Below are 14407 nucleotides of genomic sequence, written 5' to 3' on the forward strand. Positions count from 1 at the left end.
CGCACATTATCGCCTGCTCGAGCCAAAGAAGCCGAAACGCCGGAATCTAGCCGATGTTTCGGCAACCGGTCGTCAAGTCTTGTCAGAAGCGCGGGCAAACCTGCCCAGGTCTTGACACATATCAGCACAAAAACCGGCCCGCTTCGTGGCCGCAAACACAATTCGCTTCAGGATCAACACCTTGGCGCGGATGCGGACAGGTTGTCCACAGGCCTTTCCACGAAATCTGGGGATAACCGCCCTCGCGCTTCATCACTTGCGCGCGATCAATCGGCCCGTTGCCACGCGGTCGCGGGCAACGAGATACGGCTACCTTGCGCCGTCGTTCTCGCCCGACAAGCCGCCCATTCGCGGTGTTCAGGAGTGCCATGACCCGATTCATCCGCCCGTCCGATCGCCCCGCAGTCGCCGGCATGCCCCTGCGCTCGCGGCCACACACGCGCATGCGGCAACCCTCAAGATCCGCATGGCCGATGCTCCTTGGCGTTCCCGCCCGCATCGTCTGCGCGGAGGGCCTGGCCGCCCAGGCCGTGACGCGTCACGGCGCCTGCGCGATCGATCTCGCGCGCACCGGCCCGCTGCCGGTCGGCGCCTGGGTGCTGGCGTTCCGCGGCGCGGCGCGCACGGTCATCGACGCCGAACGCGCCCGTGACATCGACGTGGCGCTCGATGCGCTCGAAGCCATCGCCAGCGGCGAGCTCGACGGCGCGCACGCGTCGCCGGGTCTCGCGCACTATCTGACGCTCGTGAATGGGCGCGGCAGCGCGCGCCTCATCCAAAACCGCTAAGCGCCACGCGCCAGTCAGTTGCCCTGCGGCTGCGTAACCGATGGCGCAGGCGACGGCGAAGGCGGCGTGTATTGCGCGCCGTTGCCGTTGCCCGCGCCGTTGTCCGAATCGGAGTCGTCGGGCGTGGGCGTCGGCGCGAGCGACGGCTCCTGCGGCGGATAAGGCGCCTGCTCCTGACGCGACGGCTGCGCCGCCGACGCGCCCGAGGCACCCGAAGCGCCGATCACCGGCGGCTCGCCAAACATGCGCTGGATCTCAGGCGGCACGGGCGCCCCCGAAGCCGCGCCCGCTGGCGCGACGCCGCTTGTCGGCGGCACTTCGGTGGGTTCAGACGCCGGCGCCGCAACAGGCGCGCCAGGCCGCGGCGCCGGTGCGCGGGCCGGCGCGCGCGGCGCCTCGGCGGGCGGCTTCGCGGCGAACAGGCCGTCGATCCACGTCTTGAGCCGGTCGCGGAAGGTTTCGAACGGGCCGGGCGTGACCTCGGTCGCGAAGCGCACACGCGGATCGACGATGCGCGCGCGCAACGCCCGCTGGAAGAAGTCGCCGACGATCGGCAGCGCGCTGCGCGCGCCCTCGCTCTGGAGCGTGACGCGGCCGTCGTCGAAGCCCACCCACGCGCCCGCCACCAGTTGCGGGTCCATGAGGATGAACCAGCCGTCCGCGTTGTCCTGGGTCGTGCCGGTCTTGCCGGCCACGTCGGCGCGAATGCCGAAGCGCGTGCGGATGCTCGCGCCCGTGCCGCGATTCACGACGTCGCGCATCGTGTCGAGCAGCGTGCGGTCCGCCGATGCGGAAAGCGCGCGCTCGGGCGAGGCGCTCGCGAATTGCGCGAGCACATTGCCCTTGCTGTCCTCGATGCTCGTGACCATGCGCGGCTCCAGGTACTCGCCATCGTTCGCAATGGTGCTGTACGCCGACACCATCTCCTTCAGCGTGACCGGGCTCGTGCCGAGCGCGAGCGACGGTACCGGGTTCAACTGGCTGTCGCGCACGCCCATCGCGCGCGCGAGACGCGCGACCTTGTCCGGGCCCACCGCCTGCATCACCTGCGCCGTGATGCGGTTGCGCGAAAACGCGAGCGCGTCGCGCAGCGTCATCGGCTTGTTGCTGGGCGGGACGTCGTCGTTGGGGCGCCAGATCTCGCCGCCTTCGAGCGGCATTTCCACGGGCTGGTCGATCAGCGTGTCGGTGGGCTTCGCGCCGTCCGCGAACGCGGCGCCATAGACGAAGGCCTTGAACGTCGAACCCGGCTGACGACGCGCCTGCTGCACGTGATCGAACGGCTCATCGGCGAAATCGCGGCTGCCCACCCATGCCTTGATCTGCCCGTTGCGCGGATCGATCGCGAGGAAACCGGCTTGCACCGTGGTCTTGTCCTTGCACAGCGCGCGCATGAACGTGCGGTCGGAGCCGAGCTTCTTGAGCGCGTCCTCGTCGCTCGCACCCGCGTCGCGCGCGCTCTTGTAGTCGGGCGTCTCGCGCATGAAGGTCTTGAACAGATCGTTGCCGGCGTAGCAGCCGTTGCGCCCGCTCCATGCACTGTTCGCGCTGCCCTGTAGCTGATTGGCGTGCTGCTTGAGCGCGGCGGTGGCCATCGCCTGCAGACGCGAATCGATCGTTGTGTGCACAACGAGCCCGTCGGAATAGATGTTGTAGTCGTTGCGGTCCGCCCACGCGATCAGCCATTTGCGCAGTTGCTGCGCGAAATGCGGCGCGGGACCGGGTGGCTCGGTCTGACGCTCGAAGTCCAGACGCAATGGCTTCTTCGAGAGCGTCGCGTACTGCGCATCCGTGAGCTTGCCGTACTTCACCATCTGCGCGAGCACGGTGTTGCGCCGCGCGAGCGCGCGCTCGGGATTGATCACCGGGTTGTAGTAGGCGTTGCCCTTGAGCATGCCGGTGAGCGTCGCGCTCTGCAGCACGGTGAGCTGATCCGCGGACACGCCGAAGTAGGTGCGCGCCGCCATCTCGATGCCGAACGCGTTGTAGAGGAACGGCACCGTGTTCAGATAGGTTTCGAGGATCTGCGGCTTGCTGTAGACGGCCTCGATCTTGAACGCGGTGATCGCCTCCTTGATCTTGCGCGTGAGCGTGGGCGCGCGGCCGATCTCATCGGGATAGAGGTTGCGCGCGAGCTGCTGCGTGATGGTCGAGCCGCCCTGGCGGTCGCCCGAGAACGTGTGCAGCGCCGCGCCCGCTGTGCGCTTGAAGTCGATGCCGTGATGCTCGTAGAAGCGGTGGTCCTCGGTCGAGATCAGCGCATCGACCATGTGCGGCGAGATCTGCGAGAGCGGCACCCACTCGCGGTTCGAAGGCTTGAATTCGGCGAGCAGCTTGCCGTCGGCGGAAAGAATCTGCGCGGGCTGGTCCACCCTCGCCTTGCGGATGTCGCCGATGCTGGGCGTGAACGGAATCAGCACCAGCACGTAGAGCACGAGCGCCGCGGGCAGCGCGCCGATGGCGATGAGCACGCCGCGCCGGGTCGGATGGCGCAGATGATGAAGGCCCTTGCCGAGCCACGGCCGCACGAACGCGCAGACGCGCGACATGAGGGGCTTCAGGCGGGAGGACCACTTCGCGGCTTGAGCGCGGATGAACGACACGGAACGCTTCACGCGGGCTTCTGGATCGGCTGACAAAGCGTGCATCGTACCAAAACTGCCGGGCACGCCTTCTATCGCACCGGCGGCGACGCGAGCCGCCGCCTCGCCGCGATTTATGACACGGCGATGAAATAATTATCCCGGATCGAGGAAGAATCCTCTCCAGTCACAGCCGATTTTCCGGCGGCTGTCGATCCTTACACTCCTGACGCTGCTTGCCGGCCCTCGCCCGCAGCAAGCCATTTCTAAACGCTACGAAAAAACAGCCTCAGGAGCTTTACACGTGAAAAAGAACGCCCCCACGCTCGCCTCGACCGCCGCGCTCGGCGCTGCGGTTGGCCTCATTGGCGCCCTCGCCACCACCACCGCGCACGCACAAAGCTCGGTCACGCTCTACGGCCTGATCGACGCCGGCATCATGTACACGAACAACGTCGCGAACGGCAAGTCGGGCAGCGCGCTCTGGCAGGCGACGAGCGGCAACGTCAACGGCAGCCGCTTCGGCGTGCGCGGCAGCGAGGACCTGGGCGGCGGACTGCATGCCGTGTTCGTGCTCGAAAACGGCTTCAACGTGCAGAACGGCAAGCTCGGCCAGGACGGCCGCATGTTCGGCCGCCAGGCTTACGTGGGACTCGCGAGCGACCAACTCGGCACGCTCACGCTGGGCCGCCAGTACGACGAACTGGTGGACTTCGTCTCGCCGCTCTCGGCCACGGCAGGCACCTTCGGCGACACGGGCTTCGCGCATCCGTTCGACAACGACAACCTCAACCACTCGCTGCGCATCAACAACGCGGTCAAGTACACGAGCAACAGCTATAGCGGCTTGAAGTTCGGCGCCCTGTACGCATTCTCGAACCAGCCCGACTTCGCGGCCAACCGCGTCTACAGCTTCGGCGCGAGCTACAACAACGGCCCGCTCGCGGTGGCCGCCGGCTATCTGCAGATGAACGGCACGCAAGGCGCGAATGCGAGCAGCCCGGGCGCCGTGGACCTCGCCGAGTCGGCGGCCAACGGCAAGGGCGGCTTCTCGCTCGGCGCGGACCGCCTGCGCTCGTTCGGCGGCGGCTTGAACTACAGCTTCGGCCCGGCCACGGCCGGCTTCGTGTTCACGCGCAGCGAGTACTCGGGCACGAACGCGTTCGGCTCGCAGGGCGGCGACATGAGCTTCAACAATTACGAAGTGAACGGCAAGTACCAGCTGAACCCGGCCTGGAGCCTCGGCCTCGCCTATACCTACACCGACGGCCACGTCGACCGCACGAGCTGGGGCGCCGATCCGAAGTGGCAGCAGATGGACGCGCAGGTGGTGTATCGCCTCTCGAAGCGCACCGACCTCTACGCCGAAGCGATGTACCAGCACGCCACGGGCCACAACTACGTGGCGTTCATCAACACGGCGGGCGGCGCTTCGTCGACGGCGAACCAGGTGGTGGGCACGGTGGGCCTGCGCGCGCGCTTCTAAGGCGCGGCGCTAGGCCAGCACCAGCGACAGCGCAATCGAGATCCACACCGCGCACGCGCCCGCCAGAAAGGCGCGGCGCGCGAGCAGGAAGCGCGACTCGTCGCCGGCCTTCTGGGGCGAGGTGGCGAGCCAGGGCACGCTGCCGAGACAGGCGAAGCCCGCCAGCGCGAGCACGACGATCACGCGGTCACCGAGACGCCACGGCACGGGCTCATGCAGGCCCCAGTAGCCGAGAAAGATCATGCCGATGGAAAACATCGTCGACGCCGCCGAGCTGAGCGCGACGACCGATCCGGTCGGAGATTGCATGGACTGTCTCCCCTCGCGCGCGACGCGCTGTGTGGGCCGTTGCGGGTGATTGCGGGTTCTTTGCGGGCGCGTTGCCGGCGATTTGCGAGTGACTTGCGGGCCATTATCGGCGCGCACAGCGGCGGCGGCAACGCGCCCGCCCGCCCCGCCCGGCGTCACGCACTCAGGCCGTGGGCCGCACCATCTCGAACATCTCGCCGACCTGCGCGTAGTCGGCGCGATAGCCCGCGCGCATGATGGGCTGCGCGGCATGGGTGTCGAAGAGCCCGTCTTTCAGATACTGCTGCCGGATGTGCACGCCCACGACCTGGCCGAGCGCGAGCCAGTTGTCCATGGGCGAGCCGTCGAGTGCATTCAGACGCACGATCTGCAGCAGCTTGCATTCGAGCGCGGCCGGCGCCTCGGCCACGTGCGGCACCGCCACGTTGCGGCCCGGCGCGGGTGTGAGGCCGGCGAGCGCGAACTCGTCGATCTCGGCGGCGACGGGCGCGGAGCTGCGGTTCATCTGCTCGGCCAGCGGGCGCGAGGCGAAATTCCAGACGAACTCGCCGGTCGCCTCGATATTGGCGATGCTGTCCTTGCGGCCTTCGCTGCAAAAGCCGATCACGGCGGGGAACGTGGCGAACGCACCGAAGAAGCTGTACGGCGCGAGATTCGGCACGCCGTCCGGCGAGCGGGTCGAGATCCAGCCGATCAGGCGCGGGGCGACGATCGCCTTGAACGGGTCGTGCGGCAGGCCGTGGCCGGCGGCGGGGTCGTAGAAGTAAGTGTCGGACATGGTGAGCGGTGGGGTTTCTTGCGGCCCACACTATGACACGGGGCGGGGACGTGCGCTGACGGTGGATGGGTGGGCATTTATCCACAGTTTTTGTTGAGAGGCCTGTGGGCAACACCGGGAAATCGCAGCCAGGTGATTGATCCGAAAGGACTAACTGTCAGACACCGCTTCGCAGGCGCGCGCGCAGGCTCGCGACTTTTCCACAGATTTTGTTGAGAGCCCTGTGGACAAGCTCTGGGCGATTCACCCAAGTGCCTGTCGACAAAGGGAAACTACGTCGTGCGCGTTAACCGCCGCCATTGGGTGCTTCGCGCCTCGTTGGGCATGGCACCGCAGCGTCATTAAATCTGCATAACGAAATATCTAACCCACACGCCGCTCACCGGATGGGCGGCTACACGCCCAGGTCCAGACGCAACAAAGCCGGCTCTCTTGCAAGAACCGGCTTCATTTGATGAAACGACAGTTGGAGCGATCGATCAGAGCAGCGCGGATGGCGGCGCTCTTGCGCTCCCGATGCGGCGAGATTAGTCGCGCGGCATGCCGAAGGGCGTGTAGTGCGAGCGACGGATGCGTTCTGCTTCGCGGTGACGCGCTGCATACGAGTATTCGGCATCCATCGGCAGGTTCGGCGAAGCGAAGAGGTCGTTCACCTTTTGGAGGACTGCAAGGATAAAGCTCATGGTGACTCCCGGTTTGACAAGCTTTTAAGGGTTTTCCCTAGGAACAAAAGCATTATAGGGTTTTCCCTAGTCGAACGCTAGTGCAGTGCAGCAAGAAATCTGCGGCAGCGCGTCGCAGTTTGATGGCAAGCCACCCATGCGTTGCATCAGCACAACACATGGGTGGCCATAAATTCAGGGGTCGAAACGAAAAAAGGGGGTAGATCAGCTTTTTGACGCAGCCTGACGGGAGGGGCTAGTGTGCTGCGGATGCGTCTTCGACGAGCTGCTGCTCGCAGCGCGCGATGCGGCTTTTTCCGGCGTCTTCGGCGCCTTGCTCACCCGCGCGGCACGGCGCGGCGGCGTTGCAGCCGGCTGTGCAGCGCCCGCGCCCGTCTCAGCCGCAGCCGGCGGCGGCACCGGCGCGGCCGCCAACGCCGCAGTGGCCGGCGCGGCAAGACGCGCCGCAACGCTGTCGAGCGCGGCCTGCTGGTTCTGCATCAGCACGTCGAAGCGCTGCTGCTGCGCCGCCGTATCGGCTGAGAGGCTCGCGAGCAGGAGTGTCTGCGCGATCGCCACGCCCGCCGTCACCACGAGTGCGGCAACGGCCGCCGTCAACAGCCATTTCGTCCTGCGCGTCTGCGCGGCCATCGCCGCGACGATCTCGGTGGGCAAGGCGGCCACGGCGCGCTCGGCGCCCAGGCTTGCCACGCGCTCGGGCACGAGGCCGTGGACCGCCGTGTCGACGTCCGCGGGATGCACCACCGAGATCATGCGCGCGGGGTTGCCCGTGGTACTCGTGGCCGCGTAGGAAAAGCCGCTCGCCGACAATGGCACGGCCGCCGGTTCGTTGGCTGCGCCGTGCAAGCCAGGCACGGGTTCGGGAGCAGGTCGCACCGGCTCTTGCGCGGCCGTAGCTTCAGGCTGCGGCGGCACGCTGGCCGTAGTGGCCGTAGTGGCCGTAGTGGCCGTAGTGGCCGTAGTGGCCGTAGTGGCCGTAGTGGCCGTAGTGGCCGTAGTGGCCGTAGTGGCCGCCAGTTGCTCCATTTGCGCCACCGCACCTTGCACGCCACGCTGCTCCGGTGCGCCGTGCGCCAGAACCGCCGTCCCTGATGCTTGCGTACTTGCGGCCTCGTTGTCCTGTCGCTCCCGCTCCGCCGCCTCGCGCTCCAACGCGGCAGCGAGTTGCTGCGCTTCGCCAGGCGCGCTAGCCACCGCTGGTTCGTCCCGGCCGAAGCCGGGGTTCGCAACATCCTCCACCGGCATGACAGCCGCCTTCGTGCGCGCCGCGCGCCGCGCGGGCGCCGCACGACCTTCCTTCGCGCTTGCGGCCTGCACCGTCCCTTCCGCGTCAGGCTCTAGCGCCGGCTCACGGCCTTCGCCAAAAAGATCGAGCGTGAGCGCACTGCCGGGCTCCAATGCCTCGGTGTCCGCTGACAGGCTCGCTTCGGTGTCGGGGGGAGGCGTCGCTGCTCGACGCCGGGACGGCGCGCTGCGCCCAGCGCGTCCGGTATTGGAGGGTTCGTTTTCTGCGTGTTCGGCCATGGATCGACGATGAGACTCGCTTCAGGTGAACTCGCGTCGCGCGTCGGTCACGCCTGGCCGCAGCGTGACAGCCGCGTTTCGCTCCTCGGACGCGTGTCCTCAAGAACCCGCGCGCCGCTGGTCAGGCATCTTAGCGGCAAACGTCAGACCTGTAAGCCCCTCGAATGTGAACCATGCGTGACGGATCAACCTTGCGTGTCGTCCTCGCGAAACTCCTTGACGGCAGACAGGCGCCGCAACGCCGTGCAGATCGCCTCGTACTCCGTCGACGAGACGCGGCTCAGCACGATCATCACTTCGTCGAGCTCGGGCGAATCGTCGCTCTGCTGGACCACGAACTGCTTCACGCGAGGGCTGGACGTGCCCAGCGCGTCGTGCAGCGAATGGAACGTGAGCGCGCCGCGCTCGACCAGCAGCGAAATGCGCCGGCGCTGCCGGAACGTGATGAAGCGCCGCTCGAGCGGCTTGATGCCCGCGAGGATGATGAGAATGATGACGGTGGCCGCGATCGCCGCCGTGTAGAGACCGCCCCCCACTGCGAGGCCGATGGCCGCCACCGACCACAGGCTCGCGGCCGTGGTCAGGCCGCGCACGATCTCGCCGCGCAGCAGGATCGAGCCGGCGCCGAGGAAGCCGATGCCGGAGACCACCTGGGCGGCCATCCGCGAGGGATCGAGCACGACGTGCTCGCCGCCGAGCGCATCGGCAAAGCCGAACGCGGAAACGATCATGATGAGCGCCGAGCCCACGCAGACGAGCATGTGGGTCCGCAACCCCGCGGCCCACGACAGACGTTCGCGCTCGAAGCCGATCACGCTGCCGAGTGCGGCGGCCAGCACCAGCCGCGAAATGAGTTCGAAGTTGCCGAGCATGTTTGTCGCTCTCCGTGTTCTAGTGGACGTGCGCCGCTTGCGCGGGCCATCCCGTTGTTGGAATCGCCACGGCCGAACGCCCCGGTGCCGCCATGGCCGCTCCCGCTCCCGGTGCGGCGCGCCGCCGCGTCTCATGCATCGTAGCCGCATAATCGAGACAGACTGGCCCCGGCGTACAATCGCGGACACCCTGTTTTCCTCGTGCCCGCGCCTTGAGCGCCCACGTCTTTCATGAACGCTCTCACCGGCGCAGCGAGCCTGCGCGATCATTTCGACCGCACGATCCTGCCGTTGTGGCGCGGCCCCGGCTTCAACGCGGCGCTACGCCTGCCGCATGAAGCGCTCGATGCGTCGGGCACGGCGCCGCTGCCCGACGTGCGCTATCGCGCGATGGCCTGCGCCCGCCAGCTCTTCGTGTTCTCGCAGGCCGGCGAGCATGAGGCCGCGCATGCGCACACGCTCTTCGAATCGCTGCGCCATACCTTTGCGGACCGCGCGCACGGCGGATGGTTCTATAGCGTCGATGCTCAGGGCGCACCGCTCGATACCACGAAGGACCTCTATACGCATGCGTTCGTGGTGTTCGCGTGCGCGGCATACGGCCAGCGCTTCGGCGTGGCCGAGGCGCTCGAAACGGCGCGCGAGACATCCGCGCTGATCGTCGAGCGCTTCAAGGCGCACGACGGCTTGCTGAACGCGGCGCTCGACGCATCCTTTGCAAGTGTCACGAGCGGGCCGCTGCAGAATCCGCTCATGCATCTGACCGAGGCGTGGCTCGTCGCCCGCGACGCCACCGGCGACGCCGCATTCGACACGGCGATCACGCGGCTCATCGAAGCGCTCGCGCGCAACTTCCTGCACGCGGGCACGGGCTGCATCGCCGAATTGCCGCTCGGCACGGCGGGCAACCGCCTCGAGCCGGGCCATCAGTTCGAGTGGTTCTGGCTCGCGGCACAGGCGGGAGCACACCGGCTGGGTGATTCGGGGCTTCAGGAGGCGCTCGCGCGAGCGTTCGCATTCGCTGTGAAGCACGGCGTGGACCCGGTCACCGGCGCCGTTGCGGCGTCCCTCGACGAACAGGGCCGCCTGATCGACGCCACGCAGCGCATCTGGGCGCAGACGGAGTATCTGCGCGCCATCGCGACGCACGGCGATACCGTTGTGCGCGCAACACTGGAGGCGCAGATCGGGACATTTGCGCAGCGCTTTCTCACGCCGCAAGGCTGGGTGGAATGCAGAAGCGCGAGCGGAGAGGTCGCCCGCGCGGACATGCCGTCAACTACGCCGTATCACCTGCTGACGGCGTACCGCGCGCTGCCCTAGCGCGCCGCGGCTTGCGCGAGCCCGCGGCCTTCGGCCAGCACCGCAGGCGAAATCTCGAACGCCGCCACCGCATCGGCCAGTTGCTGGGTCTGCTGGTGCAGCGAAGCCGCCGCCGCCGCGGCCTCCTCGACCAGCGCCGCGTTTTGCTGCGTCATCTGATCCATCTGCGAAACGGCGGTATTGACCTGGTCGATGCCCGCGCTCTGCTCGAGCGATGAGGCGCTGATGCCCGCCATCATCTGCGTGACGCGCGAGATCGACGTCGACACGTCGCGCATGGCCGAGCCCGCGCGCTCGACGAGCTCCGAGCCGCCGCGGATCTGCGCGACCGACTCGCTGATCAACGTCTTGATCTCCTTGGCCGATTGCGCGCTGCGCTGCGCGAGCCCGCGGACCTCGCCCGCCACCACGGCGAAGCCGCGCCCCTGCTCGCCCGCGCGCGCCGCTTCCACGGCCGCGTTGAGCGCAAGAATGTTGGTCTGGAACGCAATCCCGTCGATCACGCCGATGATCTCCGCGATCTTGTCCGAGCTTTGCGCGATGCCGTGCATGCGCTCGACCACCTCGCCCACCACGGCGCCGCCGCGCGCGGTCGCGTCGAGCGCCGCCTCGGCGAGGGCATTCGCCTCGCGCGCGTTGTCGGCGGTATTGCGCACCGTGCCCGTCAGCTCTTCCATGCTGGCCGCCGTCTCTTCGAGCGAGGCCGCCTGCGACTCCGTGCGCGCCGAGAGATCGGCGTTGCCGGTCGCGATCTCGTCCGCGCCCACGTGGATCGAGCCGGCCGCCTCGCGCACCGTGTGGACCGTGCGCGCAAGGCTCGCCTGCATCATCGCGAGATCGCGAAACAGCAGACCGATCTCGTTGTCGCCGCGTGCGGCCACGGTTTCGTTCAGGCGTCCGCGCGCGATGCGGTCGAAGTGGCGGCCCGCTTCCTCGAGCGGCGCCACCACGCCGCGGCGCAGCGCGAAGTGCACGCCCGTGGCGAGCGCGATCAGCACGATCAGGATCGCGATGCCCACGGTCTGGAACAGCACGAGACGCGCATCGATCGACGCGAGCGATGCGTGGCTGGCCGCCGCGCTAAAGCGCGCGAAGTCGCGCAGCTCGGCGAGATAGGCGTCCTGGTACGACTGGGTCGGCTGGTCGAGGAAGGCCTGGATGTTGTTGGCGTTGAGGTCGTCGATCAGTTCCGCGAGCGCCTTGCGGTAGACCTGATAGCGCTGGCCGAGCGCGGCCACGCGTGCGCGGTCTTCGTCGTTGACGGGCTCGACCGCCGTGAGCTCCGCGTACGACTGGTCGGCGGCACTCAATTGCTCCTGCGCGTGGCTGATGATGTCGGTCGGCGCCGCGCCGCCGCCGCGAATCAGGCGGGTGCCCGCGCGCGAAAGATTGATGCGCGCGTCCATCAAGTGCTGGGTGGTTTCGTTGGCGGCGCTCGCCTGGCGCAGCGCCACTCGGGACAGATCCTTCACGTCGTCGTGCGTGCGCGTGAGCGCCCAGAAGCCGAGCCCTTCGGTCACGAGCTGGAGCACGCAGAATGCGGCTAAAACGCACAAAAGGCCGGATGCGACCTTGATCTTGCTGAACATCTTGAACACCTGGGATGGCAGTGAGTAGGTTCGGCGCGCGCGGGATAACGCACGCACCCGCACGGGTTTACGGCCTCGCAAACGTTGGATTGAGGTCAATTGCGCGAAATTTCTGCATCAAATGCGCAATAGCGTGTTGCAGAAACGATCCCCGCGCGATTTCCGCTATTTTTCGCAACAATTCGGAGGCGACGAACTTGCGATTCACCTTGCGCCGCCGCATGGCGCTTCCTACAGTGGTTAGGAAACTACGTGGGCGTGGCCCCTGAGGAATCCTGACATGACCGACTTGCTGGATCGCGCGCGCGGCGCGCTTCACGCCCAACCGTTCAGCATGCTGCTCGGGGCCGAACTCATGAACGCCGGGCCCGACGAGCTGACGCTGCGCCTGCCCGTGCGCGATGAACTCAAGCAGCAGCACGGTTTCGTGCACGGCGGGGTCATCAGCTATCTCGCCGATAACGCACTCACGTTCGCGGGCGCGCTGGCGCTCGGTCCGCGCGTGGTGACGGGCGAGTACAAGATCAATTACCTGCGGCCCGCCATTTCCGGCACGCTGGTGGCGCGGGCGCGCGTAGTCTTTGCTGGGCGCCAGCAGGCCACCTGCCAGTGCAGCGTGTTCGTGATGGAGAACGGCGACGAGCACCTGGTGGCGCTCGCGCAGGGCACGGTCAGCCGGATGGGCGAAGCGGGAGGCACGAACGGCGGGCACGGAGAAGGCGCCACACACACATGACCGTTGCACGGCGCGCGAAGCCAGAAAAACAAACGGCCGCGGGTGCTCCGCGGCCGTTTTTCCATCATGCTGCTGCAAAGTCAGAACAGGCGCCCGCTCACTCCGCTGCGCGCGTCTTCTGCGTCTGCTCGCCCAGCCCTTCAATGCCGAGGCGCACCGTCTGACCCGGTTTCAGGTACACCGGCTCGGGCTTCACGCCCATGCCCACGCCCGGCGGCGTGCCGGTGGAGATCACATCGCCCGGCTGCAGGCTCATGCACTGCGAGAGATACGACACCAGTTTCGCAACCGTGAAGATCATCGTGCGCGTGCTGCCGTTCTGGTAGCGATGGCCGTCCACTTCGAGCCACATCGAGAGATTCTGCGGATCGGGCACCTCGTCGCGCGTGACGAGCCACGGGCCGGTCGGGCCGAAGGTGTCGAAGCCCTTGCCCTTGTCCCACTGGCCACCACGCTCGATCTGCCACTCGCGCTCCGACACGTCGTTGACGATGCAGTAGCCCGCCACGTAGTTCAGTGCATCGGCCTCGCTCACGTTCTTCGCAGGCTTGCCGATCACCACGCCCAGCTCGACTTCCCAGTCGGTCTTCTTCGAGCCGCGCGGGATCTCGATGTCGTCGTTCGCGCCGATGATCGCGCTCGTCCACTTGTTGAACACCACCGGCTCGCCCGGGACCGGCATGCCCGCTTCGGCGGCGTGATCGGCGTAGTTCAGGCCGATGCACACCATCTTGCCGATATGGCCCACGCAGGGCCCGAGGCGCGGATTGCCCTCCACGAGCGGCAGCGTTTCGGGGTCGATCGTGCGCAGTTGCGCGAGGCCCGCGTCGGAGAGCACGTCGCCGGCGATGTCGGCAACGGCGCCCGAGAGCGCGCGAATGCGGCCTTCGGCATCCACGAGGCCCGGCTTTTCGTGCCCCTTGGGGCCATAGCGAAGCAATTTCATCGTCTCTGTTCCTTGATTTGGTGCACTAGTTAGACCACCCGCCATCGATCACATGCGTCTGGCCGGTCGTGAACGCCGACTCGTCCGACGCGAGATAGAGCGCGAGCGCCGCGATCTCCTCGGCCTTGCCCACGCGGCCCATCGGCTGGCGCGCGACAAAGGCCGCGCGCGCCGCGTCCACGCTCGTGCCCTGCGCCGCCGCCTGGGCGGCGATGCGCTCCTCGAGCGAAGGCGAGGCCACGGTGCCGGGGCAGATCGCGTTGCAACGGATGCCGCGCGTCACGAAGTCGGCGGCCACGGCCTTGGTCAACCCTATCACTGCCGCCTTGGACGCGCCGTAGACGAAGCGGTTGGGCACGCCCTTCACGCTCGACGCCGCCGACGACATATTGATGATCGAGCCGCCGCCCGCCTCCAGCATCGCGGGCAGGAAAGCGCGAATGGTCCGGTACATCGCTTTTACGTTGAGGTCGAAGGCGAAGTCCCAGTCCTCTTCGCTCGCTTCGAGAATCGAGCCCGCGTGCACGAAGCCCGCGCAGTTGAACAGTACGTCGATGGTCCCCAGTTCCCGTGCGAGCGCCGCGATGGCCGCGCCGTCGCGCACGTCGAGCTTGCGCGCCTCGACCGGCAAGGCTGCCAGTGCGTCGATGCGGATATCGGTGGCGATCACGCGTGCGCCTTCGCGCGCAAACAGCTCGGCCGCGGCGTAGCCGATGCCCTGGCCCGCCGCGGTGATCAAGGCCGTCTTGCCGGCCAGTCTTTGTACCATCTGCCACTCCCGTCGATGCGGA

Annotated in this window: 13 protein-coding genes; 4 read left to right on the top strand and 9 right to left on the bottom strand. The window is 67.4% G+C overall.

Features of this window, described 5'->3' with window-relative positions; translation table 11 throughout:
• The first annotated feature begins 368 nt into the window (after positions 1 to 368).
• Positions 369 to 788, top strand: coding sequence for a HypC/HybG/HupF family hydrogenase formation chaperone (locus E1956_RS24065; RefSeq protein WP_134753553.1), 420 nt, complete (start codon positions 369 to 371; stop codon positions 786 to 788).
• 14 nt (positions 789 to 802) lie between these two features.
• On the opposite strand, the gene E1956_RS24070 is transcribed toward E1956_RS24065, so the two are convergent.
• Entirely contained in the window at positions 803 to 3337 is a 2535-nt protein-coding gene (locus E1956_RS24070; RefSeq protein ID WP_134754827.1) for a penicillin-binding protein 1A, read from the bottom strand.
• A gap of 397 nt (positions 3338 to 3734) precedes the next feature.
• On the opposite strand from E1956_RS24070, the gene E1956_RS24075 reads away from it, so the two are divergent.
• Positions 3735 to 4856, top strand: a complete 1122-nt coding sequence (locus E1956_RS24075) for a porin (protein ID WP_134754829.1) — start codon at positions 3735 to 3737, stop codon at positions 4854 to 4856.
• Between the two features lie 9 nt (positions 4857 to 4865).
• On the opposite strand, the gene E1956_RS24080 is transcribed toward E1956_RS24075, so the two are convergent.
• The 5 genes from E1956_RS24080 to E1956_RS24100 form a co-directional block, all read right to left on the bottom strand.
• Positions 4866 to 5165, bottom strand: a complete 300-nt coding sequence (locus E1956_RS24080; protein ID WP_028221235.1) for a hypothetical protein — start codon at positions 5163 to 5165, stop codon at positions 4866 to 4868.
• 163 nt (positions 5166 to 5328) lie between these two features.
• Entirely contained in the window at positions 5329 to 5943 is a 615-nt protein-coding gene (locus E1956_RS24085) for a flavin reductase family protein (protein ID WP_134753555.1), read from the bottom strand.
• Between the two features lie 527 nt (positions 5944 to 6470).
• Positions 6471 to 6626 (bottom strand): hypothetical protein, encoded by a 156-nt coding sequence (locus E1956_RS46240; RefSeq protein ID WP_167760102.1) that lies wholly within the window; start codon positions 6624 to 6626, stop codon positions 6471 to 6473.
• A gap of 204 nt (positions 6627 to 6830) precedes the next feature.
• A complete protein-coding gene (locus E1956_RS46245) occupies positions 6831 to 8024 on the bottom strand; it encodes a hypothetical protein (protein WP_167760103.1) in 1194 nt (397 codons plus the stop codon).
• 311 nt (positions 8025 to 8335) lie between these two features.
• Positions 8336 to 9022, bottom strand: a complete 687-nt coding sequence (locus E1956_RS24100; protein ID WP_134753562.1) for an MgtC/SapB family protein — start codon at positions 9020 to 9022, stop codon at positions 8336 to 8338.
• Between the two features lie 231 nt (positions 9023 to 9253).
• Here E1956_RS24100 and E1956_RS24105 point away from each other — a divergent pair, with 231 nt between their 5' ends.
• Positions 9254 to 10345 carry an AGE family epimerase/isomerase gene (locus E1956_RS24105; protein WP_134753564.1) on the top strand — a complete coding sequence of 364 codons (1092 nt, stop codon included), beginning with the start codon at positions 9254 to 9256 and terminating at the stop codon, positions 10343 to 10345.
• Here E1956_RS24105 and E1956_RS24110 read toward each other — a convergent pair.
• Entirely contained in the window at positions 10342 to 11934 is a 1593-nt protein-coding gene (locus E1956_RS24110) for a methyl-accepting chemotaxis protein (RefSeq protein WP_134753566.1), read from the bottom strand. The two genes, E1956_RS24105 and E1956_RS24110, sit on opposite strands and share 4 nt — an antisense overlap.
• 280 nt (positions 11935 to 12214) lie before the next feature.
• Between E1956_RS24110 and E1956_RS24115 the strand changes: the two genes are divergently transcribed.
• Entirely contained in the window at positions 12215 to 12670 is a 456-nt protein-coding gene (locus tag E1956_RS24115; RefSeq protein WP_134753568.1) for a PaaI family thioesterase, read from the top strand.
• Positions 12671 to 12767: 97 nt separating this feature from the next.
• Here the strand turns inward: E1956_RS24115 and E1956_RS24120 are convergent, their stop codons facing one another.
• Entirely contained in the window at positions 12768 to 13616 is an 849-nt protein-coding gene (locus tag E1956_RS24120) for an ureidoglycolate lyase (protein ID WP_134753570.1), read from the bottom strand.
• Positions 13617 to 13641: 25 nt separating this feature from the next.
• Positions 13642 to 14385: an SDR family oxidoreductase gene (locus E1956_RS24125; protein WP_134753572.1), complete on the bottom strand. Its 744-nt coding sequence runs from the start codon at positions 14383 to 14385 to the stop codon at positions 13642 to 13644.
• Between the last annotated feature and the right edge of the window lie 22 nt (positions 14386 to 14407).

This window comes from Paraburkholderia pallida (assembly GCF_004524855.1).
GTDB classification, from domain to species: Bacteria; Pseudomonadota; Gammaproteobacteria; order Burkholderiales; family Burkholderiaceae; genus Paraburkholderia; species Paraburkholderia oxyphila.

Bases quoted from the DNA above. Each gene is read 5' to 3' on its own strand.
- E1956_RS24080 (WP_028221235.1), bottom strand. From the start codon at position 5,165: ATGCAATCTCCGACCGGATCGGTCGTCGCGCTCAGCTCGGCGGCGTCG.
- E1956_RS24115 (WP_134753568.1), top strand. From the start codon at position 12,215: ATGACCGACTTGCTGGATCGCGCGCGCGGCGCGCTTCACGCCCAACCG.
- E1956_RS24100 (WP_134753562.1), bottom strand. From the start codon at position 9,022: ATGCTCGGCAACTTCGAACTCATTTCGCGGCTGGTGCTGGCCGCCGCA.
- E1956_RS24085 (WP_134753555.1), bottom strand. From the start codon at position 5,943: ATGTCCGACACTTACTTCTACGACCCCGCCGCCGGCCACGGCCTGCCG.
- E1956_RS24120 (WP_134753570.1), bottom strand. From the start codon at position 13,616: ATGAAATTGCTTCGCTATGGCCCCAAGGGGCACGAAAAGCCGGGCCTC.
- E1956_RS24065 (WP_134753553.1), top strand. From the start codon at position 369: ATGACCCGATTCATCCGCCCGTCCGATCGCCCCGCAGTCGCCGGCATG.
- E1956_RS24110 (WP_134753566.1), bottom strand. From the start codon at position 11,934: ATGTTCAGCAAGATCAAGGTCGCATCCGGCCTTTTGTGCGTTTTAGCC.
- E1956_RS24105 (WP_134753564.1), top strand. From the start codon at position 9,254: ATGAACGCTCTCACCGGCGCAGCGAGCCTGCGCGATCATTTCGACCGC.
- E1956_RS24070 (WP_134754827.1), bottom strand. From the start codon at position 3,337: ATGTCGCGCGTCTGCGCGTTCGTGCGGCCGTGGCTCGGCAAGGGCCTT.
- E1956_RS46240 (WP_167760102.1), bottom strand. From the start codon at position 6,626: ATGAGCTTTATCCTTGCAGTCCTCCAAAAGGTGAACGACCTCTTCGCT.
- E1956_RS24125 (WP_134753572.1), bottom strand. From the start codon at position 14,385: ATGGTACAAAGACTGGCCGGCAAGACGGCCTTGATCACCGCGGCGGGC.